Here is a 25,052-nt window from a genome sequence, read left to right on the forward strand (position 1 = left end):
CGACATGCTGCTGCGCACCCTCAAGAAATTTGCCCTGATCATGCTGGTGGTCGTGATTTACCAGAACTGGGGGAGGATCGAGAATTTCGTCAACCCGCCGCCGGCAGACGTCGCGCAGAGCTACAGCCAGGCCAAAGTGGTGATGTACGCCACCGACTGGTGCGGCTACTGCAAGCAGACCCGGCGTTTTCTGGACAGCAAGGGGATCGCGTATCAGGAGTTCGACATCGAGAAGTCGGAAGAAGGCCGTAAGGCGTATGAAGCGCTGGGCGGGAGAGGTATCCCGTTGATCGACGTCAACGGCACACTGATCCGGGGCTTTGACCCGGATCAGATACTGGCGGCGTTGAAGTAGCTCAACCTGACTATCGTGCCGATGCTCCGCGTCCCCTTGGCGACGCAGAGCATCGTTGAACCTCAGCGTTTCTCGATCCGATAGCCCATTCTCGGGAAGTGCACATGCACGACACCCGCACGCGCGTCCTCGCGGCGCAGGATCAGTTCTTCGCGGCCGGTAAATACCAGCTCGCCCTCAACCGCTTCGACGCCATAGTCGACCGCAGAAACCGCAACCTGGTCACCTGCCTTGAAGCCATTCGGATCAACCAGAGTTTCCTCGGGCAACGGCGCAGGCGTGGCGTTTCTGGCGATCTCGATGGCATCTGCCGAGCTCAGGTCGCTGAACGTGCCATGACCAAACCCCAGAACGCGATCAAGCCAGCCCCTGACAGTCGGATAATCATCGACAAAGGGCGCGGTGACCGGCGTCTGCTTGAGGAACCACAATGTATGGGCGACCGAGAAATCGGCAATCGACGCTACGCCGAACAGGAAGTCGCCGCCGTGCGAGAGTTGCAGCTCCAGGCGCGACATCAGGGTGGGCCATTGGTGTTTGACCTGCTCCACGGGCGGCCGCGACGCAGTGCCACCGTTGAACAGCGTCGAACGATCGGCCACGAACGCCTTGGCGGCGTCGGGCGGCACCTTGGCGAAGCGCACAGCCATTGATTCAGGCTGAAACACCAGACTCACAGCATGCATGAACAACACCGAATCGGCCCAGGCGGCCAGCCCGGCAACGTTGAACTCCTGCCCTTTCGGGTAAAAGGCAGGCGAAGCTTTTTCCTGCTCCAGACGCCGAGCCATCAGCGCAGTGTCACAGTAGATGTCTGCACCGGCCTGCAGTACCGGGGTTCTGCGGTAGCCGCCCGTCAAGGCGGTCAGGTCAGGCTTGGGCATGATCGAAGGGATAGTCACCGAACGCCATGTGAGGCCTTTGAAACCCAGCATCAGACGGGCTTTTTCGGCGAACAGCGACGTGGGGTAGTGGTGAAGGATCAACTCGGACATGTTCAGCCTCTGTGCACGTGGGAAAAACACAGCTTAACCCGCAGCACCCTGTCCGCCCACGACCTCAAACTGATGGGACGACATCAAGGTCATGGATCGATGAGTTTACGTAGCTGGCAACCAACGCCTCTTTGGCGATTTTTTTGAGCTTCTTGATCAACCGTTCATGGCGCAACGCTTCGCCCTTGCTGGGCCATTGTTCAACGTAGACCAGTGCCATCGCCGGGCTCGAAGAGAAAAAGCGCGCGCCCTTGCCGCTCTGGTGCGCAGCGAACCGCCGCTGCGGGTCATCACTGATGCCACAGTACAGTGAGCCATTGGCAGCGCGCACAAGATAGACAAACCAGGGTTTACCGAGCGCCTGTTCGGCAGTCGACGCAGTCGAAGTGCTGGCAACCTCAGGCACGGCGGCTCTCTGAAAAGGTTTTCAGACCCTTGAGCGCCTGAGCCCTGACGGCATTGCGCACCAGTGGCGTCCAGCCAAGCAACAGGCCCTTCAGACCCAGCGCCTGACGCGACCAGCGCCACATATCGAAATGATCACGATGCTCGCAGATCTTGCCATCGCGGAACACGAAGCGGGCCTGAATATCGTTCACCACTGTGCGCCCGGTCTGACTGAACAGATACGTCGCCACCCAGTGCGCACTGCCAGTCTGGTCATCGGCTCGCACCTGATCGAAGACCACCGAGAAATTCTTCGCCCGGGAAGTCAGCATGCGCCACATGTCGCCGACCTGAGCGCCGCGCAATTCACCAAAGGCAGGGTCGCTGAACAGCACGTCATCGGTATAGCAGGCAGTCATCGCCTCGGCATCCAGCTGCGCGAATGCCTCGTAAAACCGGGTGATCAGTGCGCTGTTGGCCTGACTTTGTTCTTCGTAGTTCATGCGTGCACATCCCTTGGCGAATTATCCGTGCACGATAAGCGGCGCCGCGGAAAATGGCGAGGGGTTGATGGCGCATCAGCCATCACTTTGCCTGTCGGGATAACGATTTCGCGCGGCACTGAAGGCCTCCGAGTTTTCAATGACCCAAGTCCACAGTGGAATCATTTGTACCAGCAGCCCCATGCCCAGGTCGGTCAACGAATACTCCACCCTGAGCGGCTTCTCGCGGTAGTCGTGGCGGGTGATCAGCCCGTCCTGCTCGAGCTGGCGCAAGGTATGGGTGAGCATACGCTGGGTCACACCGTGCAGCCTTCGGCGCAATTCGGCATGGCGCAGAGGGCTGCTGACGCCGAGGGCATGTACCACGCCCAATGACCATCGGTTACCGGCGTGGCCGAGAATCTCCCGCTTGAGACCATCCTCATCATCGCTGAGCGCAGCACAGGCCGCTTCGGAGCGTCTGACCACTTCCTGCGCGTCGAGCCCGCCCGGTATCACCGATGTGCCTACTTTTTGTCTGTCGACAGGCATGCCAGCATCTCTCCCGCCTGAATTGAAAGGCCGTCCAAAGGGGTCACCATGCAAGCCGATAACGCAAACGTCAAACAACGCATTCTGGTAATAGGCGCAGGAGAGCTTGGGCTCGCCGTGCTGCGAGGGCTGGTCGAGAAAGCCGGAGCACATGACTTGAGCATCGCCGTGCTGCTACGCCAGAGCAGCTTGAGTACCGAGGCGCCTGCCAAGCGTGTGGAAATCGAAGAGATCCGCACGCTGAACATTGCCATCGAAACCGCCGATCTGGCCGATGCCACCGTGGACGAACTTGCCACTGTCATGAAGCGCTACGACACAGTAATCAGTTGTGCAGGTTTTGCCGCTGGCCGGGGCACTCAACGCAAACTGACCGATGCAGCGCTCAAGGCCGGCATAAAACGCTACCTGCCCTGGCAGTTTGGCGTTGACTACGACCTCATCGGCCGGGGCAGCCCTCAGGATCTGTTCGACGAGCAGCTCGATGTGCGAGAAAAGCTGCGCGCCCAGCAGCACACCGAATGGGTGATCGTTTCAACCGGTATGTTTACAAGCTTCCTGTTCGAACCCGCGTTCGGTGTCGTCGATCTGCAAGGCGCGCGGATCAATGCGCTGGGCAGCCTCGATACTGCCGTGACGGTCACGACCGCGGAGGACATTGGCAGGCTGACTGCGGCCATCGTGATGCACGAGCCGCGCATCGTGAATCAGGTGGTGTACACCGCTGGCGACACATTGACCTACGCCGGGCTTGCCAACCTTGTGGAGCGTGTCACAGGGCGCGATATCGAGCGGCACGTATGGAGTGTTGCGCAGTTGCAGGCCGAACTGACGGATATGCCGGATGACAATCTGCGCAAATACCGGACCGTCTTTGCCATGGGCCGAGGCGTGGCATGGGACGTCGCCGGTACCTACAACGCGCAATCAGGGCTGAGCGTCACCAGTGCCGAACAATGGGCACTGGCCAATCTGACTCAGGCTTGAAGCAACTCAAGCCCGGGCCGAACGATCGACAATCATCGAAAATCAAACCTTCTCGCTGCTGACCTGAACCTGCAGCGCCCGACCGGCGCCCATGCCCGCGATGATGGCGCCCAGCCCGAGTACCGCGAAGATCCAGCCAATCGCGTTCCAGCTGCCGGTCATGTCATGCACCACGCCCACGGCAAAGGGTCCGGTCGAGGCGATGGTGTAGCCGACGCCTTGCGCCATGCTCGAGAGGTTGGCGGCGACATGAGAGTCACGCGAGCGCAGGACAATCAAGGCCAGCGCCAGACTGAACGTGCCGCCCTGCCCGATCCCCAGCAGGATCGCCCAGCCCCACAGCCCGCCAAGCGGCGCGTACAGGCAGCCGAACAGACCGGTCAGGGTCAGCGACATGACCAGCATGATCGCCAGACGCTGATCCTTGCCGCGTGTGGCCAGATAAGGCACCGCCAGCGCGCTGATGACTTGGGCGATGATCGAGCCGGACAGCAGCAGACCGGCCTGGGTCGGCGTCAGGCCGCGACCGATGAGGATCGAGGGTAACCAGCCAAAGACGATATAAGACAGCGACGATTGCAGGCCCATGTACAGCGTGACCTGCCAGGCCAGCGGGTCGCGCAGCAAGCCGCGGACCCGGTAGACATCACGATGCGTGCCATGCACTTCACGCGCCTGCGGAAACCAGAACGCGGCGGCAATCAGGGCCGGCACCAGCCAGAAGCCCAGGCCAATCTGCCAACTGCCACCGACGTACTGACTCAGCGGCACCGTCGAACCGGCTGCAATCGCCGCGCCTAGGCACAAGGCCATTGTGTAGACACCGGTCATGGCTCCGGCCTTGTGCGGGAAATCACGCTTGACGATACCCGGCAGCAGGACGCCGACGATTCCGATGCTCGCACCCGCCAGCAGACTGCCGGCAAACAGTCCGGTCTGGCCAAACAGACTGCGTACTGCCAGGCCTGCGGCCAATGTCAGAAGCACCACCAGAACCACCCGTTCACTGCCAAACCGGCGGGCAAGAATCGGTGCCAGCGGCGCGAACAGGCCCAGACACAGGACCGGCAAGGTGGTCAGCAATCCGGCTTCGGCAGCCGACATGCCAAGGCTGTCGGACACCGTGTCAAGCAGTGGCGCGATGCTCGACAGCGCCGGGCGCAGGTTGAGGGCGACCAGTACCAGACCCAGCAGCAACAGCCAGGGGCGCTTCAAGGCAGAGTGGGGTTTATCGGTAGTCGGTTGTGGGCTGGGTTGAGCCTTGGCAGTCATCGGTTTCTCGGTCATCAGGTATGTCGACCCTTTTCAGGGGGGCGGTATCCTGTTGGAGAATCATCGCGAATACAAGGTTCAGCGCAATTGCATACAACCCAAGCAGTAACGACAGGCATAAAAAAACCGGGCACATGGCCCGGTTTTTTACTCAGCAGATGTCGACTCAGTGAATGATCTGACTGAGGAACAGCTTGGTACGGTCGCTCTGCGGGTTATCGAAGAAGTCGTTCGGCGCAGCCTGTTCGACGATTTCGCCCTTGTCCATGAAGATCACCCGGTTCGCCACGGTACGGGCAAAGCCCATCTCGTGGGTCACGCACAGCATGGTCATGCCTTCTTCAGCCAGACCCACCATGGTGTCGAGCACTTCCTTGACCATTTCCGGGTCAAGGGCCGAAGTCGGTTCATCGAACAGCATGATTTTCGGCTTCATGCACAAGGCACGGGCAATCGCCACACGCTGCTGCTGACCACCGGAGAGCTGACCCGGAAACTTGTGGGCCTGCTCAGGAATACGCACACGCTCCAGATAGTGCATGGCGATTTCTTCGGCTTTCTTCTTCGGCATGTTGCGCACCCACATCGGCGCCAGCGTGCAGTTCTGCAGGATGGTCAGGTGCGGGAACAGGTTGAAGTGCTGAAACACCATGCCCACTTCGCGGCGGATGGTCTCGATCTGCTTGAGGTCCGAGGTCAGCTCGGTGCCATCGACAATGATGCGACCCTGCTGGTGCTCTTCCAGACGGTTGAGGCAGCGAATAGTGGTCGACTTGCCCGAACCCGACGGGCCGCACAGCACGATACGTTCACCCTGGCGCACATTCAGGTTGATGTCCTTGAGTACATGGAACTGGCCGTACCACTTGTGTACGCCCTCCATGCGGATCATGCCTTCAGCGCCCAGAGGCTTATTGATAACTTCACTCATCACAAAACTCCTAACGCTTGTGGCCTGTGTCCAGCTTACGTTCCAAATGCATGGAATAGCGGGACATGCCGAAACAGAAGATCCAGAACACCAGGGCCGCGAAGACGTAGCCTTCAGTGGCCATACCCAGCCATGCCGGGTCGGCGGTAGCCTGCTTGACGCTGTTGAGCAGGTCGAACAGACCGATAATGATCACCAGACTGGTGTCCTTGAACAATGCAATGAAGGTGTTGACGATGCCGGGAATGACCATCTTCAACGCCTGCGGCAGGATCACCAGACCCATGCTGCGCCAGTAACCCAGGCCCATCGCCGAGGCAGCTTCGTACTGGCCCTTGGGGATGGCCTGCATGCCGCCGCGCACCACTTCAGCAATGTACGCGGACTGGAACAGGATGACGCCGATCAGTGCACGGAGCAGCTTGTCGAAGTTCATGCCCTCTGGCATGAACAGCGGCAGCATGACCGACGACATGAACAGCACGGTAATCAGCGGCACGCCGCGCCAGAACTCGATGAACGTCACGCACACCACACGCACGGCCGGCATGTTGGAACGACGGCCGAGCGCCAGCAGGATACCCAGCGGCAAGGCGCCGACGATACCTACGGTGGCGATGACCAGAGTCAGCATCAGACCGCCCCACTGGCTGGTCGGCACGTTGGTCAGACCGAACGCACCGCCATGCAGCAGGTAGAACGCGACCACCGGGTAGATCACCAGGAAGGCAATACCGTAGACAGCCTTGCGTGGAAACTTCGAGATGAACAGCGGCGCAGCACCGACAATCGCCAGGATAGCGGTCAGGTCGACCCTCCAGCGCAGTTCATTGGGGAAGTAGCCATACATGAACTGACCGAAGCGCTGCTCGATGAACACCCAGCAGGCACCCGCCTTGGTGCAGTCTGCCTTGGTCGTCCCGATCCAGTTGGCATCCAGCAGGGCCCAGCTGATGATCGGCGGCACGACCAGATAGATCAGATACAGCGAGAGCAAGGTCAGCAGGGTGTTGATCCAGCTGGAGAACAGGTTCTGCCGCATCCACGCCATCGGGCCGAACACTTTGCCCGGTGGTGGCATATCAGGTTTGAAAGTATGAGTTGTCATGCGCTTTTCCTCACCGCTCGATCAGCGCAATGCGCTTGTTGTACCAGTTCATCAGCAGGGAAATGCTGATACTGATCGCCAGGTACACGCTCATGGTGATGGCAATGACTTCAATGGCCTGTCCGGTCTGGTTGAGCACCGTACCGGCAAACAGGGAAACCATTTCCGGGTAGCCGATGGCTGCTGCCAGCGAAGAGTTCTTCGCCAGGTTCAGGAACTGACTGGTCAGCGGCGGAATGATCACTCGCAGCGCCTGCGGGATGATCACCTTGCGCAGCGTCGGCCCAGGGCGCAGGCCCAGTGAGCGGGCCGCTTCGGTCTGGCCGTGGCTGACCGACTTGATGCCGGAACGCACGATTTCGGCGATGAACGCCGCCGTGTAGATGGTCAGTGCCAGGGTCAGGGAGATCAGTTCAGGGATCAGCACCCAGCCGCCCGAGAAGTTGAAGCCCTTCAGTTGTGGCAGCTCCCAGTGCACCGGGCTGCCGAAGATCAGCATGCTCAGGCCAGGGATGACCAGCAACAACGCCAGGCCGACCCAGAACTTGTGAAACGGCTGGCCGGTGGCTTCGAAGCGCTTGTTGGCCCAGCGCACCATCATGACGATGGCGATCACGGCAACGACGAGACTGACCAGGAATGCCCACGCGCCTTCGGCAGGCAATGCTCTGGGCATGTTGAGCCCGCGGCTGCTGACGAAGAACATGTCCAGATAGCCATGCGCCTGACGCGGACCGGGCAGCGTGAGGAATACGGCGGTGTACCAGAAAAGGATCTGCAGCAGTGGCGGAATGTTGCGAAAGACTTCGACATACACGGTGGCCAGCTTGCTGATCATCCAGTTCGGAGACAGGCGAGCGACACCAATGACAAAGCCCAGCAAGGTCGCCAGGACAATACCGATAACCGACACCAGCAAGGTATTCAGCAGGCCGATGACGAACACACGGGCATAACTGTCCGCTTCGCTGTAGTCGATCAGGTGCTGAGCGATACCGAAACCGGCACTGTTCTCAAGAAAACCGAAACCCGAGGTGATACCACGGTGTTGCAGGTTGGTCTGGGTGTTATCGAAGATAAACCAGCCCAACGCGATCACCGCCACGACAGTGATGATCTGAAATAACCACGCGCGCACTTTCGGATCGCTCAGAGAGAGCTTTTGCTTGGGTGCGACGATTTGCTTTTCCATGAAATGCCCCAGGAAAAATCCAACAGAACAACGCCCGACAGGCTGGGAAGCCTGTCGGGCGCCGGGTCAATCAGCGAATAGGTGGAGCGTACTGAATGCCGCCGGCATTCCACAGAGCGTTCTGACCGCGCTTGATTTTCAGCGGGGTGCCTTCGCCCAGGTTGCGTTCGAACACTTCGCCGTAGTTACCTACCTGCTTGACGATCTGCACGACCCAGTCTTTCGGCAACTTGAGGTCCTTGCCGTAAGTACCGTCGGCACCCAGCATACGGGCTACGTCAGGGTTCTTGGTCGACTTGGCTTCAGCTTCAACGTTCTTGGAAGTGATTTTGGCTTCCTCGGCGTTGAGCATGGCGAACAGGGTCCAGCGAACGATCGAGAACCAGTCTTCGTCGCCTTTACGCACGACAGGGCCCAGAGGCTCCTTGGAGATCACTTCAGGCAGCACGATGTAATCGTCCGGCTTGGCCAGCTTGCTGCGCTGTGCGTAGAGTTGCGACTGGTCGGAAGTCAGTACGTCGCAACGGCCGCCTTCCAGCGACTTGGCGCTTTCGTCGGAGGTGTCGAAGGTGATCGGAGTGTATTTCAGGCCGTTCGAGCGGAAGTAGTCGGAGACGTTCAGCTCGGTAGTGGTACCGGCCTGGATGCAGATGGTTGCACCGTCCAGTTCCTTGGCGCTTTTGACGCCCAGCTTGTTGTTTACCAGGAAGCCGATACCGTCGTAATAAGTCACGCCGGTGAACACCAGGCCCATGCCCGCATCACGGGAGCTGGTCCAGGTGGTGTTACGCGAAAGGATGTCGATCTCACCCGATTGCAGTGCAGTGAAACGCTCCTTGGCGTTCAACTGGCTGAACTTGACCTTGGTGGCGTCGCCGAATACTGCGGCAGCGACTGCGCGGCAGACGTCAGCATCGATACCGGTGATCTTGCCGGTGGAGTCCGGAACGGAAAACCCTGGCAGGCCATCGCTGACGCCGCACTGAACAAACCCTTTCTTCTGAATAGCGTCAAGCGTGGCACCGGCGTTGGCAGCCCCGGTCACACCAAACGCGGCCAAGGCGGTGACGACAGCCAGGGTGGATTTCAACATCTTCATTCAAAAACCTCCAGTTTGCTCTTTGTTGTGTAGGTGTCTCAGTCGCGTCGCACCTTTGTGAGGCGCTAATGACCCGTGCTGGCTTATTTTTGGGTCATGCGACGCTGGGCCTGAATAATGAATTGCCTGCAGGATCATCCCGTCATTCGTCTTCATCACTCAGAATCGGCCCCGTGGACTGAAACCCCATGATTTTCCCGGACCTGAGCGGTACAGGTTGAATCGTGCCGCGAATCCTGACGCATGGACTCCCGAGCTGCTTTTCGATCGCTATAAGTAATAGCCTTATAGTGTTACCGAACGATGTGAGCAACTCGACTCCAGTCCTGCTGTAGCAAAGCCCGTACCAGCATGCTGGCTAAGTCGAATTAGCGACAGGTCAAGACAAAAACTTGTAACCTTGCGACATCTTCTTTCATTTTTAATCTAACCGCGCACTTTATTAATGCGTTCAAAAAGAGCCCGCGCACACAAATGGAGCAGACATGAGCGATTCTCTGATCATCGAACCTTCCAGCCCCGCCGACGCCTGCGTTATCTGGCTGCATGGACTGGGCGCTGACCGCTATGATTTTCTGCCGGTCGCCGAAGCACTGCAGGAGTCGTTGCGTACCACTCGCTTCGTACTGCCTCAGGCACCGACACGCGCGGTGACCGTCAATGGCGGTTATGCAATGCCCAGCTGGTATGACATCAAGTCCATGAGTTCAGAGGCCCGGGCCATTGACCATGATCAGATGGAGGCCTCGGCGCAGAAGGTGCTGGACCTGATCGAACAGCAGCGCGACAGCGGCATCGATCCGGCGCGAATTTTCCTGGCCGGCTTCTCCCAGGGTGGCGCGGTGGTCTTGCACGCCGGCTACCGACGCTGGCAGGGCCCGTTGGGCGGCGTACTCGCGCTGTCCACTTATGCCCCCACATTCAGCAGCGAGATGACCCTGTCGGCGAGTCAGCAACGCATCCCGGCCTACTGCCTGCATGGCAAGCATGACGCGGTCGTGCACTATCCGATGGGGCGCGCCGTCTACGACCACCTCACCGCCCGGGGTGTAACCGTTGAATGGCAGGAATACCCAATGGAGCATCAAGTGTTACCGGAGGAAATTCGCGATATCGGCGTCTGGCTGGCTGAAAGGCTTCGCTGAAGCGCTCTGAACCCCTTGCGGCGGACCGCTTTTTGTAGCCCGCCATGGATGGCACTACGCCGAGCACGGTTCTTGCTTTACACTGCTCGGCGTACATTCCTTAACCAATTGATGAGATGACCGTGCTCAAAGCACTTAAAAAGATGTTCGGTAAGAGCGAGGCTGAGCAGCCTGCGCCTACTCCGATAACCTCTATTCCCGCCTCTCCCGCTGCCACAGGCGACACACCGGATCATGCTGTCCAGACTCAGGCTCTGGACACGACCAGCGAGCCCTCCAAAGCCAGAGCGCCGCGCACCGACAAGCCAAGGGCAGAACGCCCGCGTCGCGAGCGTGTGACAAAACCGCCTGCGCCGGCCTGGAAACTCGAAGATTTCGTCGTCGAGCCCCAGGAAGGCAAGACCCGCTTCCACGACTTCAACCTCGCACCTGAGCTGATGCACGCCATTCAGGACCTTGGTTTCCCGTACTGCACACCAATCCAGGCGGGCGTACTGGGCTTCACCCTCAAGGGCAAGGATGCGATCGGACGCGCCCAGACCGGCACCGGCAAGACCGCTGCGTTTCTGATCTCGATCATCGAGCAGTTGACCCAGACGCCTCCGCCTGCAGAACGCTACATGGGTGAGCCGCGCGCGCTGATCATCGCACCGACCCGCGAACTGGTGGTGCAGATCGCCAAGGACGCCGCCGACCTGACCAAGTACACCAACCTGAACGTCATGACGTTCGTCGGTGGCATGGACTTCGACAAGCAGCTCAAACAACTCGAAGCGCGGCACTGCGACATCCTGGTCGCCACGCCAGGCCGCCTGCTGGACTTCAACCAGCGCGGCGAAGTGCATCTGGACATGGTCGAAGTGATGGTCCTCGACGAAGCCGACCGCATGCTGGACATGGGTTTCATCCCGCAGGTACGTCAGATCATCCGTCAGACGCCGCACAAGGGTGAGCGCCAGACCCTGCTGTTCTCTGCGACCTTCACCGAAGACGTGATGAACCTCGCCAAGCAGTGGACGACGGACCCGTCCATCGTCGAGATCGAATCGTTGAACGTTGCCAGCGACAACGTCGAACAGCATATCTATGCCGTCGCCGGTGCCGACAAGTACAAGCTGCTCTATAACCTGGTAACCGACAACGGTTGGGAACGGGTCATGGTCTTCGCCAACCGCAAGGACGAAGTCCGACGCATCGAAGAGCGTCTGGTGCGCGATGGCGTGAACGCGGCGCAGCTGTCAGGCGATGTGCCTCAGCACAAGCGCATCAAGACCCTCGAAGGCTTCCGCGAAGGCAAGATCCGCGTGCTGGTCGCCACCGACGTAGCCGGTCGCGGCATTCACATCGACGGCATCAGCCACGTGATCAACTTCACCCTGCCCGAAGTACCGGACGATTACGTGCACCGCATCGGCCGTACCGGTCGCGCTGGCGCCGATGGCGTGTCGATCAGTTTTGCCGGTGAGGATGACTCTTACCAGTTACCTGCCATCGAGGAAAAACTGGGCCGCAAGATCAGTTGCGAGACACCACCGACTCATCTGCTCAGGGCAGTGGTGCGCAGTAACGCCTGATGTTTACTTCCAGCGATCAGCCGCCTGGTGATCGCTGTGACGGCCTTCGACCCAGCGCGTGCCTTCCGACGTGTTTTCACGCTTCCAGAACGGCGCACGGGTCTTGAGGTAATCCATGACGAAATCACAGGCTTCGAATGCCGCCTGACGGTGCGCGCTGGCAACGCCCACGAACACGATCGGCTCGCCGGGCTCCAGCGCACCGACCCGATGCAGCACATCCACACGCAGCAACGGCCAGCGCTGCTCGGCTTCGGCAACGATTTTCGCCAGTGCCTTCTCGGTCATCCCCGGATAATGCTCCAGAAACATGCCGGACACTTCTCGACCTTCATTGAAATCCCGAACATAGCCGACAAAACTGACTACCGCGCCGATGCCCAGGTTGGCAGCATGCAGCGCGTTGACTTCAGTACCGGGATCGAAAGCTGCTGCCTGGACGCGAACGCTCATCATCAACCTCCGGTCACGGGCGGAAAGAACGCGACTTCATCGCCATCGGCCAACGGCTCGTTCGGTTTGCACAGTTCCTGGTTGCGAGCGCACATGAGGTTCTGCTCGCCAAGCACCTGCCAGGCGTCACCGCGCTGCAGCAGCATCTGGCGCAACGCGTCCAGCGTGGCGAACTCGCCTTCGACAGACTCGTTATCCAGGCCCAGAACTTCACGGTAACGGGCAAAATACTGAACCTGAACCTTCATGAGGAGACCTGTGCCTGATCGGCAATAAAGTGACCGCTCTTGCCGCCCAGCTTTTCCAGCAGACGAACCGACTCGATGACCATGCCACGGTCTACCGCCTTGCACATGTCGTAAATCGTCAGCGCGGCAACGCTGGCAGCCGTCAGGGCTTCCATTTCCACACCGGTCTGACCGGCCAGCTTGCAGCTCGCGGTAATGCGCACGGCATCATCACCCTCGGCAGCGAGGTGGATCTTGATGCTGGTGAGCATCAACGGATGGCAAAGCGGGATCAGATCGCTGGTTTTCTTCGCCGCCTGAATACCGGCGATACGCGCAACGGCAAACACGTCACCCTTGGGATGACCACCGCTGACAATCATTTGCAGCGTCGTCGGCAACATGCGCACGAACGCTTCGGCCACCGCCTCACGGGACGTCACGGCTTTATCCGTGACATCAACCATATTGGCGCGACCCTGGGAATCGAGATGAGTGAGCACAACGTTACTCCTTGGCAGAAGCAAGAAGTGTAGAGGGAGTGGCAGTTACACGCTACAAGCTGCAGGCAAGGAACCCATTTACGCATGGGCTCCCCGCTTGCCTCTTATTTACAAATGACTCTCCGCGTATTCGGCCAGTATCGAGCGTGGCACGCCTTGCAGGGTGATGTGCACGCCGTTCGGGAAGTCCTTGAAGCGCTCCGTCAGGTAGGTCAGCCCGGAACTGGTGGCCGACAGGTAAGGGGTGTCGATCTGCGCCAGGTTGCCCAGGCAGACCACTTTGGAACCGGCACCGGCACGGGTGATGATGGTTTTCATCTGGTGCGGAGTCAGGTTCTGGCATTCATCGATCAGGATCAGGCTTTGCTGGAAGCTGCGACCTCGAATGTAGTTGAGGGATTTGAACTGCAACGGCACCTTGCTGAGGATGTAGTCGACACTGCCATGGGTGTTTTCGTCATCCATGTGCAACGCTTCGAGGTTGTCGGTGATCGCACCGAGCCAAGGCTCCATCTTTTCCGCTTCGGTGCCGGGCAGGAACCCGATTTCCTGATCCAGCCCCTGAACGCTACGGGTGGCAATGATGCGCCGATAGCGCTTGGTGACCATGGTCTGCTCGATGGCAGCAGCCAGGGCCAGAATGGTTTTACCCGAGCCTGCAGCGCCTGACAGGTTGACCAGATGAATATCCGGATCGAGCAGCGCGAACAGCGCCAGCCCCTGATAGATATCGCGCGGCTTCAGCCCCCAGGCCTCCTGATGCAGCAAAGGCTCCTGGTGCATATCCAGAATCAGCAGTTCGTCGTTCTTGACGCCCTTGATCCAGCCTACAAATCCCTGCTCATCGACAATGAACTCGTTGATATGAACCGCCGGCAGCATTTCGGTAAGCTGCACGCGGTGCCAGGTACGGCCGCGCTCCTGACGGGTATCGACCTTGCTGACGCGGTCCCAGAACGAACCGGTCATGTCGTGGTAGCCACGCGACAACAGCGAAACGTCGTCGACCAGCTGGTCGGTGCTGTAATCCTCGGCAGCAATGCCGCAGGCGCGCGCCTTGAGGCGCATGTTGATGTCTTTGGTCACCAGCACGACGCTCAAGTCCTTGTTGCGCGCATGCAGGTCGATCAATTGGTTGATGATGATGTTGTCGTTCAGGTGCTCGGGCAGCAGACTGTTGGGTTCCTCGCGCTTGCTCATCAAAATCGACAGGTAGCCCTTGAGCACGCCTGTTCCACGGTCGATGGGCACGCCCTTCTCGACTTCCTCAGGCGAAGCTTCGCCCAGAGTCTTGTCGATCAGGCGGATGGCCTGGCGGCACTCGGCAGCAACCGAATGTTTACCGGCCTTGAGCTTGTCCAGTTCCTCCAGAACCGTCATGGGGATGGCGACGTGGTGTTCTTCGAAGTTCAGCAGTGCGTTTGGATCATGAATCAATACGTTGGTATCGAGCACGTAAAGGATTGGCTGGTTGGTGGAAGGGGTGCGTCCGTGGTCATCCATACTCGCTCACCTTTATAGAAGCCGGGCGACGCAGAACCACGACAGTACTGCGCCACGAAAAGGCCGCCGGATTCTCCCCTTCAGGCAGGGCAGAAATGTCGCTCAAGGTGGGTCTTGGAAGACGCCACCTGTGTTGCAGGTTTCGGCGGTCTGTATTCGTAATACAGCAAAAGGGATGACAGAAAAAAGCTCTTTGACAGTTTTTTGAAGTTTATTTCACAGCCTGACGAATAGGGCTTGGCGGACGTACCCGGCGCGTTTAAAGTCGGAAGTCCGCCCACGCCGAATCTGCCTTCATTCCCCTTCCGGCGCAGCCTCTTCACTGCTCTGCGGCCCTTGTTCCACGGGCGCTTCAGAGATATTCCGGCAATCTTCCCAGATCAACTCGCTTTGCGCGGTATTGGCCAGCAGCAATGGCAGCGCTGACTGCGCCTTGTTGGCCACGTCATGGAATACCACCGTCCCTTTGCGCCAGAGCAGCATGAGGGTCAGTACACGGTCGCCCACCTGCTCCGCAGAAAGCCGTCCGGTGTCGTCTTCGGCGTCGATATTCCACAATGACACGCGTAGATGCTCGGCGCGGAAGAAGTCGCCGCTGTCGGCACGTCGATGGCCATAAGGTGGGCGAAACAGCGGCACAAAGTTGTCCGGCAACACCTGCTGAACCAGTGCCGCGCTGCGTCGCACCGAGTCCTGCCAGTCCAGCCACTGGCTGTGCGAGCGGTACTCCCAGCCCTGAATGCCCACACATTGCTGGCGATACAACGCCTGCAGGCCTGCGACCGATGTGCTGTCGAGGCGCTCCTGAAGGCTTTTGCCCAGCACGAAGAAGGTGGCGGTCATCTTCTGCTGGCGCATGAAGTCGGCCAGCCAGTCGGTGCCACCGTCGGCCGGGCTCGGGCCACTTTCGAAGTTGAGCATGAAGGTGCGATCCGGCATCTCGTCGCCGCTCATCTCATCGGAGTTGTAACGCTCGATCTCGCTGCTGGTCTGCGGAAACAAGGCAGCCATGAACAGCAGCTCGTTCAGATAACGCTGGTGGAATACGGCGCCGGGTCTGGCCCAGTTGGCGTAGAACGAATCGTTCGATACCTGATACTCCTCGGCGCGCTGTCGCAACTGGTCCATGTCCTCGACCAGCACACAGAAATTGGCGTCCTGCTCGCAGCTCTTTTGCGCGTTCTGGTAGTTCTCCAGCAAGCGCAGCCACAACCGATGACGAACCACGTTCAACGACGGCACGTTGACGAAACGCAGGCCGAGGCGCTGCTTGAGGCCCTCCTCGTCCAGCTTTTCGCTCAGGTACAGTTCGTGGGCAAAGGCAAGGATCTCCGCACGCGACGCGACGTCGAACAACTCCGGCGTCTCGAGCCGCTCCGGCCAGACACTGCGGTCAATGGTGGCAATGACCGGCGCAGCCGCCTGCGCCTGAAGCCAGAACAGACCTGCACACACTGCTAAAACGATACGCAAACCCGATGTCCTCTCGATCAACCATTAACGTCATGACCAGCGCGCCACTATAGCTGATATGCGCCTGGCTTCTTATGTCGGCGCGCATACAAAGCCGCACGCCCTGACGCCATCACCATCGGAGCGACCTCTATCGCTACCATAGCTGGAGTCGCAGGCTATCAGCCCCTAGAATCCACGGACGATAAAAAGGAGACGACTTCATGCTGATGGTGATTTCCCCGGCAAAAACCCTCGATTTCGAGACACCGCCCACTACCGGCCGCTTCACTCAGCCGCAATACCTGGATCATTCCCGGGAGTTGATCGACCAGCTTCGTGAACTGACGCCGGCGCAGATCAGCGAACTGATGCACCTGTCCGACAAGCTGGCCGGACTGAACGCGGCACGCTTTGGCAGCTGGAGCCCGGACTTCACCCTCGACAACGCCAAGCAGGCGCTGCTGGCCTTCAAGGGTGATGTCTACACTGGCCTGGAAGCGGAAACACTGAGCGAAGCGCAGCTCGACTACGCGCAGGGACACTTGCGCATGCTGTCAGGCCTTTACGGCCTGCTGCGTCCACTGGACCTGATGCAGCCTTACCGGCTGGAAATGGGTACACGACTGGCCAACGCTCGTGGCAAGGACCTTTACGCTTTCTGGGGCACGCGGATCAGCGAGTGGCTGAATGAAGCGCTGGCCGATCAGGGCGACGACCTGCTGCTCAACCTTGCCTCGACCGAATACTTCTCAGCCGTCAAGCGTTCGTCGCTCAAGGCTCGGATCATCGATACCGAGTTCAAGGACTTCAAGAACGGGCAGTACAAGATCATCAGCTTCTACGCGAAAAAAGCCCGCGGCATGATGAGCCGCTTCGTTATAGAAGAGCGCATCAACCGCCCCGAGGCATTGCAGGCGTTCGATGTACAGGGCTACCGTTACAACCGCGAACAGTCGACCCCCGACAAGTTGGTATTTTTGCGCAACATCGCAGAAGACTAGATACTGTAACCGTCGTGTAACCGCGCGCTGTTACACGACCTGTCCTACGATCCAACACTGAATGCCAACTTCATGACGCCAGACAAACGTCAAGTTTTCGACTGCTAGCTCGAGTGCGATTTTTTCTTAAAAAAAAATCCACTTTTTTAAGTAGTGGCGCTTCAGTATTTTGCAGTAGTGGCACTCTTACCCCCTCCCCTCTACACCCCTCGTAATTCGAGGCTTTTAAGAAAAAAGCCATCATCTCGATACCGTCCCCGTGACAAAACGGATACATCAAAATCTGCAAATCAGGACGAGTGGCCAGGAACTAAATGCGAATTCGTACGCTCCTACATCCCGTAACAATTCTGGGCTGACGTGTAAGAGATCACTTACAGGTCGCCTTGAAGAACGGGAAGTTACCGACAGGGAAGCCGGGTCCACGTGGCCCTGGCGTCAGGTACCAGAATTAAACTCACATCACTAGTTGATGTTGTAGACAGGCGAAGCGCCGACCCGGTGTGATGCGCAGGATTCGAACAGGACGGCCATGGCTAGCGCCATAGGCATTCTTACCGAGGTCCGCCGTCAATCGTCAAACAAGGAGTGGTTTACTGCATCCAAGGAGAGCAGGGCCCTGACCGAACGGACAGGTTACTTGCCGCTTGCACTTAGTGTCATTTGAGTTCGCCTCACTTGTTTTGGGCACTCACTCATTAAATATGCCTGCGTTAGTTCCACGGCGTTGTTAGCCGTGAGGGATGGCGCGTGACATCTGCTGGCCAAAATTAATATCCAGCCAATTTATGGCGTGAAAAATCGAGGAGAATACGATGCGTATCAGCATATTTGGTTTGGGTTATGTCGGTGCAGTCTGTGCCGGTTGCCTGTCTGCCCGCGGTCACGAAGTAGTTGGTGTGGATATTTCCAGCACCAAGATCGACCTGATCAATAGCGGCAAATCACCTATCGTTGAACCGGGTCTGGAAGAGTTGCTGCAGAAAGGTATCAGTACCGGAAAACTGCGCGGCACTACAGACTTCGCCGAAGCCATTCGCGCCACCGATCTGTCGATGATCTGCGTCGGTACGCCGAGCAAGAAGAACGGCGATCTGGAACTCGATTACATTGAATCGGTGTGCCGCGAAATCGGTTATGTCCTGCGTGACAAAGACACCCGTCACACTATCGTGGTTCGCAGTACTGTATTGCCGGGCACTGTTGCCAACGTCGTTATCCCGATTCTGGAAGACTGCTCCGGCAAGAAAGCCGGCGTTGACTTCGGCGTGGCCGTGAACCCTGAGTTCCTGCGTGAAAGCACCGCGATCAAGGATTACGACCTGCCGCCAATGACCGTGATCGGCGAGTTCGACAAAGCGTCGGGCGACGTTCTGCAATCGCTGTACGAAGAACTCGATGCACCGATCATCCGCAAGGACATCGCCGTTGCCGAAATGATCAAGTACACCTGCAACGTGTGGCACGCGACCAAGGTTACTTTCGCCAACGAAATCGGCAACATTGCCAAGGCCGTCGGCGTCGATGGCCGTGAAGTGATGGACGTGGTCTGCCAGGACAAGGCGCTGAACCTGTCCCAGTACTACATGCGCCCTGGCTTCGCATTCGGCGGCTCCTGCCTGCCGAAAGACGTTCGCGCCCTGACCTACCGTGCCAGCAGCCTGGACGTTGAAGCCCCCCTGCTCAACTCGCTGATGCGCAGCAACACCTCGCAAGTGCAGAACGCTTTCGACATGGTCGCCAGCTACGACACCCGCAAGGTTGCACTGCTGGGTCTGAGCTTCAAGGCCGGCACTGACGATCTGCGTGAAAGCCCGCTGGTAGAGCTGGCCGAAATGCTGATCGGCAAGGGCTTCGACCTGAGCATCTTCGACAGCAACGTTGAATATGCACGCGTTCACGGTGCCAACAAGGACTACATCGAATCCAAGATTCCGCACGTCTCCTCGCTGCTGAACTCGGACTTCGACAAAGTCATCAATGACTCCGACGTCATCATCCTCGGCAACCGCGACGAGCGTTTCCGCGCCCTCGCCAACAAGACCCCTGAAGGCAAGCGCGTCATCGATCTGGTGGGCTTCATGGCCAACGCCACAAGCGAAGACGGTCGTGCCGAAGGTATCTGCTGGTAAATCAGCCGCAAGCCACAAGCGCCAGGCTCCAGGCCACAGGCTCAAGCAATGTGCTTGCAGCCTGGGGCTTGAGGCTCGCAACTGACTTAGGGATACGATTATGCAGAGGCTCAAGCACGGCCTGTTACAGGCCGCCGGTTGGCTGTTCTATTTAAGTTTACTCATGGGCCTTGCCGCGGCATTGCCTACCAGTATCTTCGACTCGCAGTCGAAGAACTTTATATTCCTGATTGGCGCCGTTGGTATCTGGCGCTACTCGATGGGGATCACGCACTTCGTGCGCGGGATGATCTTCCTGTACATCGTTTACCCGCACTTGCGCCGCAAGGTTCGCAAGCTGGGCAGCGCAGCAGACCCATCCCACGTGTTTCTGATGGTCACCAGCTTCCGTATCGACGCGCTGACCACCGCCCAGGTGTACAACTCGGTTATCCGCGAAGCCATCGACTGCGGCCTGCCGACGACTATCGTCTGCTCGCTGGTGGAAATGTCCGATGAACTGCTGGTCAAGAGCATGTGGGCGAAGTTCAACCCGCCTGAGCGCGTCAAGCTGGACTTCGTACGCATTCCGGGCACCGGCAAGCGCGACGGTCTGGCCTATGGCTTCCGTGCCATCTCGCGGCACTTGCCCGACAGCCGTGCCGTGGTTGCGGTGATCGACGGCGACACCGTGCTCAACGAAGGTGTGGTCGCCAAGACCGTGCCGTGGTTCCAGCTGTTCGACAACGTCGGCGGCCTGACCACCAACGAGTTCTGTGAAGTACGTGGCGGCTACATCATGAGCGAGTGGCACAAGCTGCGTTTCGCTCAGCGCCACATCAACATGTGCTCGATGGCCCTGTCCAAACGCGTGTTGACCATGACCGGTCGCATGTCGGTGTTCCGCGCAACCGTGGTAACCGACCCCGAGTTCATTGCCGACGTGGAAAGCGACTCGCTCAATCACTGGCGTCTGGGCACCTTCCGCTTCCTGACCGGCGACGACAAGTCCAGCTGGTTCAGCCTGATGCGCCTGGGTTACGACACGTTCTACGTGCCGGATGCGGCAATCAACACCGTGGAACACCCGCCCGAGAAGAGCTTCCTGAAAGCCAGCCGCAAGCTGATGTATCGCTGGTACGGCAACAACCTGCGTCAGAACTCGCGGGCACTGGGTCTGGGCGTACGTCGCCTGGGGATCTTCACCAGCATCGTACTGTTCGACCAGCGCGTGTCGATGTGGACGTCCATCCTCGGCCTGACCGTTGCCCTGATCGCCAGCTTCAAGTATGGCGGTGCGTTCCTGCTGATGTATCTGCTGTGGATCGGCATGACCCGCCTGATCCTCACTCTGCTGCTGTCCCTGTCGGGACACAGGATCGGGCCTGCCTACCCGATCATTCTCTATTACAACCAGATCGTCGGCGCGCTGATGAAGATCTATGTCTTCTTCCGCCTGGACCGCCAGTCCTGGACACGCCAGGACACCAAACTAAGCCGCGACATGGCCAGCTTTCAGGGCTGGTTCAACACGTGGTCGTCCCGAACCATGACTTTCTCGGCTGGCACCATCTTCGTCGCTGTGCTGTTGACGATGGTTTGACCGGGCCAACGGATTAATCGCTTAAGTAGGAAAAATAGCCATGAATACAGCCGTGAATGCGAACGTCGTACATGAATCCGAAGCCCAGCGCCAACACGCGCGGATCAAGATCCCTGCCAAGCTGCGCCTGCTGAACGATCAGCCCAACGCGCCACTGGTGCGTGTCGAAGATCTGTCGGCCGGTGGCCTGAGCTTCGTTGCTCCGTCCGGGCAGAAATTCAGCGAAGGTCAGATCGTCAAGGGACGCCTGCAATTCATCATCGACAACCTTGGCCTGGCCATGGACGTCGATCTGCAAGTGCGCTCGATAGACAACGCCAGCAACCGCATCGGTTGCCAGTTCCAGAACCTGGAACCTCAGGACATTGCTACCCTGCGTCACCTGATCACCTCGCACCTGTCCGGCGAAGTCGTCACCCTTGGCGAAGTGCTGGCCACGCTGCAGCGCGACAACTTCACCAAAGCCCGCAAGGTCAAAGGCAAAGACAGCGGCATGAGCGCCATGGGTCGCCTGCGCGCCGTGACGTTCAGCCTGGGCGTCTTCATTGTCGGTCTGGCCGCTTTCGGCTTTATCTTCAAGACGATCTACGGCCTGTACTTCGTCAGCCATGCATCGGCCGGCCTGGTCACCATTCCAAGCATGGATGTGACCATGCCGCGTGAAGGCACCGTGCAAAGCCTGGTCGCCCCGAACGGCGAAGCCGCCAAAGGCGCGCCACTGGCGTCCTTCAACACCAGCATGCTGGAAATGCTCAAAGGCAGCCTGACCGGTGAAGATCTGCAGCCAGCCAAGATCGAAGAGCTGTATGGCAAGCAGATGAGCGGCACCATGACCAGCCCGTGCGATTGCGTCGTGGCTCGCCAACTGGTTGCCGACGGTCAGTTCGCGTCCAAGGGTCAGGTAATCTTCCAGCTGGTACCACGCAACGCGCCGGCCACTGTTGAAGCACGCTTCACCTATCGCCAGTTCAACGACGTGAAGCCAGGCACACGTGTCAGCTTCCAGATCGCTGGCGAAGACAAACTGCGCACCGGCCAGATCATCAGCAGCACCAACCTGAGCGACGCCGACCTGTCCACCGACATCCGCGTGCAGATCAAGCCTGACGAAAGCCTGAGCAGCTCGCTTGCCGGTCGCCCTGTCGAAGTGGTCAGCGATCGTGGCCCGTCCGTGAACTGGCTGATCGATAAAGCAATGGCTGCGGGTCTGTAACCATGAACAGCCCACTACGACGCCTGTCGACCCCCACGCTATTGAGCCTCGCCGTCGCGCTCGGCCTCAGCGGCTGTGCCGGCCTGCCTGATCAACGCCTTGCCAATGAAGCCCTGAAAAACGGCGACACTGCATTGGCGGAGCAGAACTATCGGCAGCTGGCGGACCTGGGCTATAGCGACGCGCAAGTCGGCCTGGCTGATATTCAGGTCGCGACTCGCGACCCGGCTCAGCTCAAGCAGGCCGAGGCTACCTACCGCGCTGCAGCACAGACCTCCCCCCGGGCGCAGTCGCGCCTGGGCCGTCTGCTGGCTGCCAAGCCCGACGCTACCGAAGCCGAACATCGCGAAGCCGAGGGCCTGCTGAAAAAGGCCTTCGCCAATGGCGAGTCCGGCACGCTGATCCCACTGGCGATGCTTTATCTGCAATACCCGCACACCTTCCCTGAAGTGAATGCGCAGCAGAAGATCAGTGAGTGGCGCGCCGCCGGTTATCCGGAAGCAGGTCTGGCTCAGGTGCTGCTGTATCGCACTCAAGGCACTTATGCTCAACACCTCGACGAGGTCGAGAGCATCTGTAAACAGGCGCTGTCGGCCACCGATATCTGCTACGTCGAACTGGCCACTGTCTACCAGACACGCGGCCAGGCAGAGCAACGCACGGCCTTGATCGAAAAGCTCAAGAGCGAATACGCCGCTGGCCGCGTCAATGCACAACGAGTGGACAGCGTCGCGCGTGTACTGGGTGACTCCACCATCGGTACGCCGGACGAAAAGACCGCTCAGCAATTGCTGGAAAGTGTCGCGCCGGGCTACCCGGTCTCGTGGGTCACGCTGGCCAAACTGCTTTACGACTTCCCCGAACTGGGCGACGTCAACAAGATGATGGAATACCTGAACAATGGCCGCGCGGCAGACCAGCCTCGCGCCGAGCTGCTGCTTGGGCGCCTGTACTACGAAGGCAAGTGGGTCACGCCCGATGCCTTCAAGGCCGAGGAGCACCTGAAGAAAGCCACCGCCACGGAAATCTCTGCCCATTACTACCTGGGGCAGATCTACCGTCGTGGCTACCTGGGCCAGGTTTACTCGCAAAAAGCCGTGGACGAGCTGCTGACCGCCGCCCGTGGTGGCCAGAACAGCGCCGACTTCGCCCTCGCGCAACTGTTCTCGCAGGGCAAGGGCACCATGCCCGACCCGGTCAACGCCTGGGTGTTCGCACAACTGGCACTGGCCAGTCAGACCCCGCAAGCGACCGAGCTTGCCGAGGCCCTCAACACACAACTGCCGCCTGAAAAGCTCGCCACCGCCAAAGACCTGTTGGCACGCGAGCAAAAAGTCCGGGGCGCTACCGCCACTCAGAACGCGATGGCATTGCAAGCCCTGCAAGAAGAAAAAGACGGTGAGGAAGCATTATGAAGTTGAATCCCCTGATGGCCGCCGGCATGGGCCTTGGCTTCACCCTGTTGTGGGCCTGCCCGACGCTGGCAGCGCTGACCGAACAACCGCAAAATTTCGGTATCGAAATCAAAGCCACGGCGCAGGCCGAGGATGATCGCGATCTGGGCACCCGTTCGGGCGGCGACGTCAACGGTGTGGGCCTGGACCTGCGTCCCTGGGTCTATGGCGAGCGCGGCGACTGGAGCGGTTACGCGATGGGCCAGGTGGTCACTGCCACCGACATCATCCAGACCGACCCGCTGGAGCAGAGCAACAGCGACGGCAGCGGCACGCAGACGTCGCGTGGCACGGCCAGTGAGCGCGAAACCGACAAGACCTACGCGGCACTGCGTGAGTTCTGGATCGGCTACAGCGGTTTCACGCCCTACCCTGGCGAGATCCTGAAAGTCGGTCGTCAGCGTCTGCGCAACGACGACGGTCAATGGCACGACACCAACATCGAGGCCATCAACTGGTCGTTCGATACCACACTGCTGCGCGCTGAACTGGGTGCTGCCCAGCGTTTCAGCGAATACCGCACCGACCTGACCGAACTGGCACCTGACGACGAAGATCGCAAGCACCTGTTCGGCTCGGTCAGCTATCAGTGGACACCAGGCAACTGGGCCGGCATTCGCGCTCACCACAGCGCTGACGACGGCAAGCTCAAGTCCCAGGGCCAGGTGCTGGATGATCTGGACAAGACCTCCAATGGCGATCTGACCTGGGTCGGCCTGCAGGCTGACAGCGATGCCTACAACTATCGCAGCAACACCAATCAGCTCAACTACTGGGGCAGCCTGACCTGGCTCAACGGAACGCGCGACGAAATCGGCGTGACCTCCGCTCCCAACGACCAGTTCATCGCCGGCGAAAAGAACAGCCGTGACATGAATGGCTGGGCCACTGACCTGGGCCTGCGCCTGCGCCTGGATCCGCAATGGCAAGTCGGCGCCGCCTACTCGCGCGCCAGCAAGGACTATGTCCAGAACGGTCTGGAAAGTAACCGCTCCAACTGGACCGGCACACGTTCACGCATCCATCGCTTCGGTGAAGCCTTCCAGGGCGAAATGGCCAACGTGGAAACCGGTTCGCTGTTCGCCTCCTGGCAGATGAACGAGGAATACGACGCGTCGCTGATCTACCACAAGTTCCGTCGCGTGGACGGCAACACCGGTATCGGCGGCTCGGGCATCAACGCGGTGAACGACAACCAGGACGGTACGTTCAGTTCGCTGCCACTGGAAGACGGAAGCAAGGACCTGGGTCAGGAAATGGACCTGGTCGTGACCAAGTACTTCAAGCAAGGCCTGCTGCCAGCCTCGCTGAGCCAGTCGTTCGATGAACCTTCGGCACTGGTGCGTCTGCGCGCAGGTGTCTTCAAGCCAGGCGACGCGTATCAGAACAACGTGGACAGCTACATGCACCGCGCTGTTGTCGACGTCATCTGGCGCTTCTGATGCGAACC

24 protein-coding genes are annotated in these 25,052 nt (G+C 59.2%); 10 read left to right on the forward strand and 14 right to left on the reverse strand.

The features are described 5' to 3' along the window. The first annotated feature begins 4 nt into the window (after positions 1–4). A complete protein-coding gene (locus tag JOE33_RS08775; protein ID WP_003408919.1) occupies positions 5–355 on the forward strand; it encodes a glutaredoxin family protein in 351 nt (116 codons plus the stop codon). Between the two features lie 62 nt (positions 356–417). Here the strand turns inward: JOE33_RS08775 and JOE33_RS08780 are convergent, their stop codons facing one another. From JOE33_RS08780 to JOE33_RS08795, 4 genes are all read right to left on the reverse strand, one after another. Then, positions 418–1,350: a glutathione S-transferase family protein gene (locus JOE33_RS08780; RefSeq protein WP_122530403.1), complete on the reverse strand. Its 933-nt coding sequence runs from the start codon at positions 1,348–1,350 to the stop codon at positions 418–420. 64 nt (positions 1,351–1,414) lie between these two features. After that, positions 1,415–1,756 (reverse strand): GIY-YIG nuclease family protein, encoded by a 342-nt coding sequence (locus tag JOE33_RS08785; protein ID WP_187625146.1) that lies wholly within the window; start codon positions 1,754–1,756, stop codon positions 1,415–1,417. Beyond that, positions 1,749–2,240: a nuclear transport factor 2 family protein gene (locus JOE33_RS08790; protein ID WP_010435425.1), complete on the reverse strand. Its 492-nt coding sequence runs from the start codon at positions 2,238–2,240 to the stop codon at positions 1,749–1,751. The genes JOE33_RS08785 and JOE33_RS08790 overlap by 8 nt, the downstream gene beginning before the upstream one ends. A gap of 75 nt (positions 2,241–2,315) precedes the next feature. Next, complete coding sequence (locus JOE33_RS08795) at positions 2,316–2,771, reverse strand: helix-turn-helix domain-containing protein (protein WP_010435426.1); 456 nt, start codon at positions 2,769–2,771, stop codon at positions 2,316–2,318. Positions 2,772–2,819: 48 nt separating this feature from the next. Between JOE33_RS08795 and JOE33_RS08800 the strand changes: the two genes are divergently transcribed. Further along, positions 2,820–3,758, forward strand: a complete 939-nt coding sequence (locus JOE33_RS08800; RefSeq protein ID WP_187625147.1) for an aromatic alcohol reductase — start codon at positions 2,820–2,822, stop codon at positions 3,756–3,758. Between the two features lie 42 nt (positions 3,759–3,800). On the opposite strand, the gene JOE33_RS08805 is transcribed toward JOE33_RS08800, so the two are convergent. From JOE33_RS08805 to JOE33_RS08825, 5 genes are all read right to left on the reverse strand, one after another. Beyond that, positions 3,801–5,030 carry a CynX/NimT family MFS transporter gene (locus JOE33_RS08805; RefSeq protein WP_025991060.1) on the reverse strand — a complete coding sequence of 410 codons (1,230 nt, stop codon included), beginning with the start codon at positions 5,028–5,030 and terminating at the stop codon, positions 3,801–3,803. Between the two features lie 166 nt (positions 5,031–5,196). Then, positions 5,197–5,961, reverse strand: coding sequence for an amino acid ABC transporter ATP-binding protein (locus JOE33_RS08810; protein ID WP_003365366.1), 765 nt, complete (start codon positions 5,959–5,961; stop codon positions 5,197–5,199). Between the two features lie 10 nt (positions 5,962–5,971). Further along, positions 5,972–7,069 (reverse strand): amino acid ABC transporter permease, encoded by a 1,098-nt coding sequence (locus tag JOE33_RS08815; RefSeq protein ID WP_010435434.1) that lies wholly within the window; start codon positions 7,067–7,069, stop codon positions 5,972–5,974. A 10-nt stretch (positions 7,070–7,079) separates the two neighbouring features. Continuing rightward, on the reverse strand, positions 7,080–8,261 hold the full coding sequence (locus tag JOE33_RS08820; RefSeq protein WP_032615821.1) for an amino acid ABC transporter permease: 1,182 nt from the start codon (positions 8,259–8,261) through the stop codon (positions 7,080–7,082). A 70-nt stretch (positions 8,262–8,331) separates the two neighbouring features. Continuing rightward, positions 8,332–9,360: an amino acid ABC transporter substrate-binding protein gene (locus JOE33_RS08825; RefSeq protein WP_002552268.1), complete on the reverse strand. Its 1,029-nt coding sequence runs from the start codon at positions 9,358–9,360 to the stop codon at positions 8,332–8,334. 485 nt (positions 9,361–9,845) lie between these two features. On the opposite strand from JOE33_RS08825, the gene JOE33_RS08830 reads away from it, so the two are divergent. Together JOE33_RS08830 and rhlB are read left to right on the forward strand one after the other, a co-directional pair. After that, the gene (locus JOE33_RS08830; protein WP_010435439.1) at positions 9,846–10,505 is read left to right on the forward strand and encodes an alpha/beta hydrolase; all 660 of its coding nucleotides are present in this window, start codon (positions 9,846–9,848) and stop codon (positions 10,503–10,505) included. A 116-nt stretch (positions 10,506–10,621) separates the two neighbouring features. Next, positions 10,622–12,079, forward strand: coding sequence for an ATP-dependent RNA helicase RhlB (rhlB, locus tag JOE33_RS08835; RefSeq protein ID WP_162492623.1), 1,458 nt, complete (start codon positions 10,622–10,624; stop codon positions 12,077–12,079). Between the two features lie 3 nt (positions 12,080–12,082). Here the strand turns inward: rhlB and moaE are convergent, their stop codons facing one another. From moaE to JOE33_RS08860, 5 genes are all read right to left on the reverse strand, one after another. Next, positions 12,083–12,532 (reverse strand): molybdopterin synthase catalytic subunit MoaE, encoded by a 450-nt coding sequence (moaE, locus tag JOE33_RS08840; protein ID WP_010435442.1) that lies wholly within the window; start codon positions 12,530–12,532, stop codon positions 12,083–12,085. A 2-nt stretch (positions 12,533–12,534) separates the two neighbouring features. Continuing rightward, a complete protein-coding gene (gene moaD, locus JOE33_RS08845) occupies positions 12,535–12,780 on the reverse strand; it encodes a molybdopterin converting factor subunit 1 (RefSeq protein WP_010435444.1) in 246 nt (81 codons plus the stop codon). After that, complete coding sequence (gene moaC / locus JOE33_RS08850; RefSeq protein WP_010435447.1) at positions 12,777–13,262, reverse strand: cyclic pyranopterin monophosphate synthase MoaC; 486 nt, start codon at positions 13,260–13,262, stop codon at positions 12,777–12,779. Before moaC ends, moaD begins: the two co-directional genes overlap by 4 nt. A 108-nt stretch (positions 13,263–13,370) precedes the next feature. Beyond that, positions 13,371–14,765, reverse strand: a complete 1,395-nt coding sequence (locus tag JOE33_RS08855; RefSeq protein ID WP_003365383.1) for a PhoH family protein — start codon at positions 14,763–14,765, stop codon at positions 13,371–13,373. 294 nt (positions 14,766–15,059) lie between these two features. Then, on the reverse strand, positions 15,060–16,238 hold the full coding sequence (locus JOE33_RS08860) for a polysaccharide deacetylase family protein (RefSeq protein WP_122693553.1): 1,179 nt from the start codon (positions 16,236–16,238) through the stop codon (positions 15,060–15,062). Between the two features lie 203 nt (positions 16,239–16,441). On the opposite strand from JOE33_RS08860, the gene yaaA reads away from it, so the two are divergent. The 6 genes from yaaA to JOE33_RS08890 all read left to right on the forward strand — a co-directional run bounded on the left by yaaA (position 16,442) and on the right by JOE33_RS08890 (position 25,044). Beyond that, positions 16,442–17,221 carry a peroxide stress protein YaaA gene (yaaA, locus tag JOE33_RS08865; RefSeq protein ID WP_032615825.1) on the forward strand — a complete coding sequence of 260 codons (780 nt, stop codon included), beginning with the start codon at positions 16,442–16,444 and terminating at the stop codon, positions 17,219–17,221. Positions 17,222–18,036: 815 nt separating this feature from the next. Beyond that, positions 18,037–19,353, forward strand: coding sequence for a nucleotide sugar dehydrogenase (locus tag JOE33_RS08870; protein ID WP_010435458.1), 1,317 nt, complete (start codon positions 18,037–18,039; stop codon positions 19,351–19,353). Positions 19,354–19,450: 97 nt separating this feature from the next. Continuing rightward, positions 19,451–20,935 carry a mannuronan synthase gene (gene alg8, locus JOE33_RS08875; protein ID WP_170846032.1) on the forward strand — a complete coding sequence of 495 codons (1,485 nt, stop codon included), beginning with the start codon at positions 19,451–19,453 and terminating at the stop codon, positions 20,933–20,935. A gap of 40 nt (positions 20,936–20,975) precedes the next feature. Beyond that, a complete protein-coding gene (locus JOE33_RS08880; protein WP_010435461.1) occupies positions 20,976–22,148 on the forward strand; it encodes an alginate biosynthesis protein Alg44 in 1,173 nt (390 codons plus the stop codon). 2 nt (positions 22,149–22,150) lie between these two features. Then, complete coding sequence (gene algK, locus JOE33_RS08885) at positions 22,151–23,563, forward strand: alginate biosynthesis TPR repeat lipoprotein AlgK (RefSeq protein ID WP_010435463.1); 1,413 nt, start codon at positions 22,151–22,153, stop codon at positions 23,561–23,563. After that, on the forward strand, positions 23,560–25,044 hold the full coding sequence (locus tag JOE33_RS08890; RefSeq protein ID WP_010435466.1) for an alginate export family protein: 1,485 nt from the start codon (positions 23,560–23,562) through the stop codon (positions 25,042–25,044). Before algK ends, JOE33_RS08890 begins: the two co-directional genes overlap by 4 nt. Positions 25,045–25,052: the final 8 nt, after the last annotated feature.

It is taken from the genome of Pseudomonas sp. PvP027, assembly GCF_017833005.1.
Taxonomy (GTDB): Bacteria; Pseudomonadota; Gammaproteobacteria; order Pseudomonadales; family Pseudomonadaceae; genus Aquipseudomonas; species Aquipseudomonas congelans.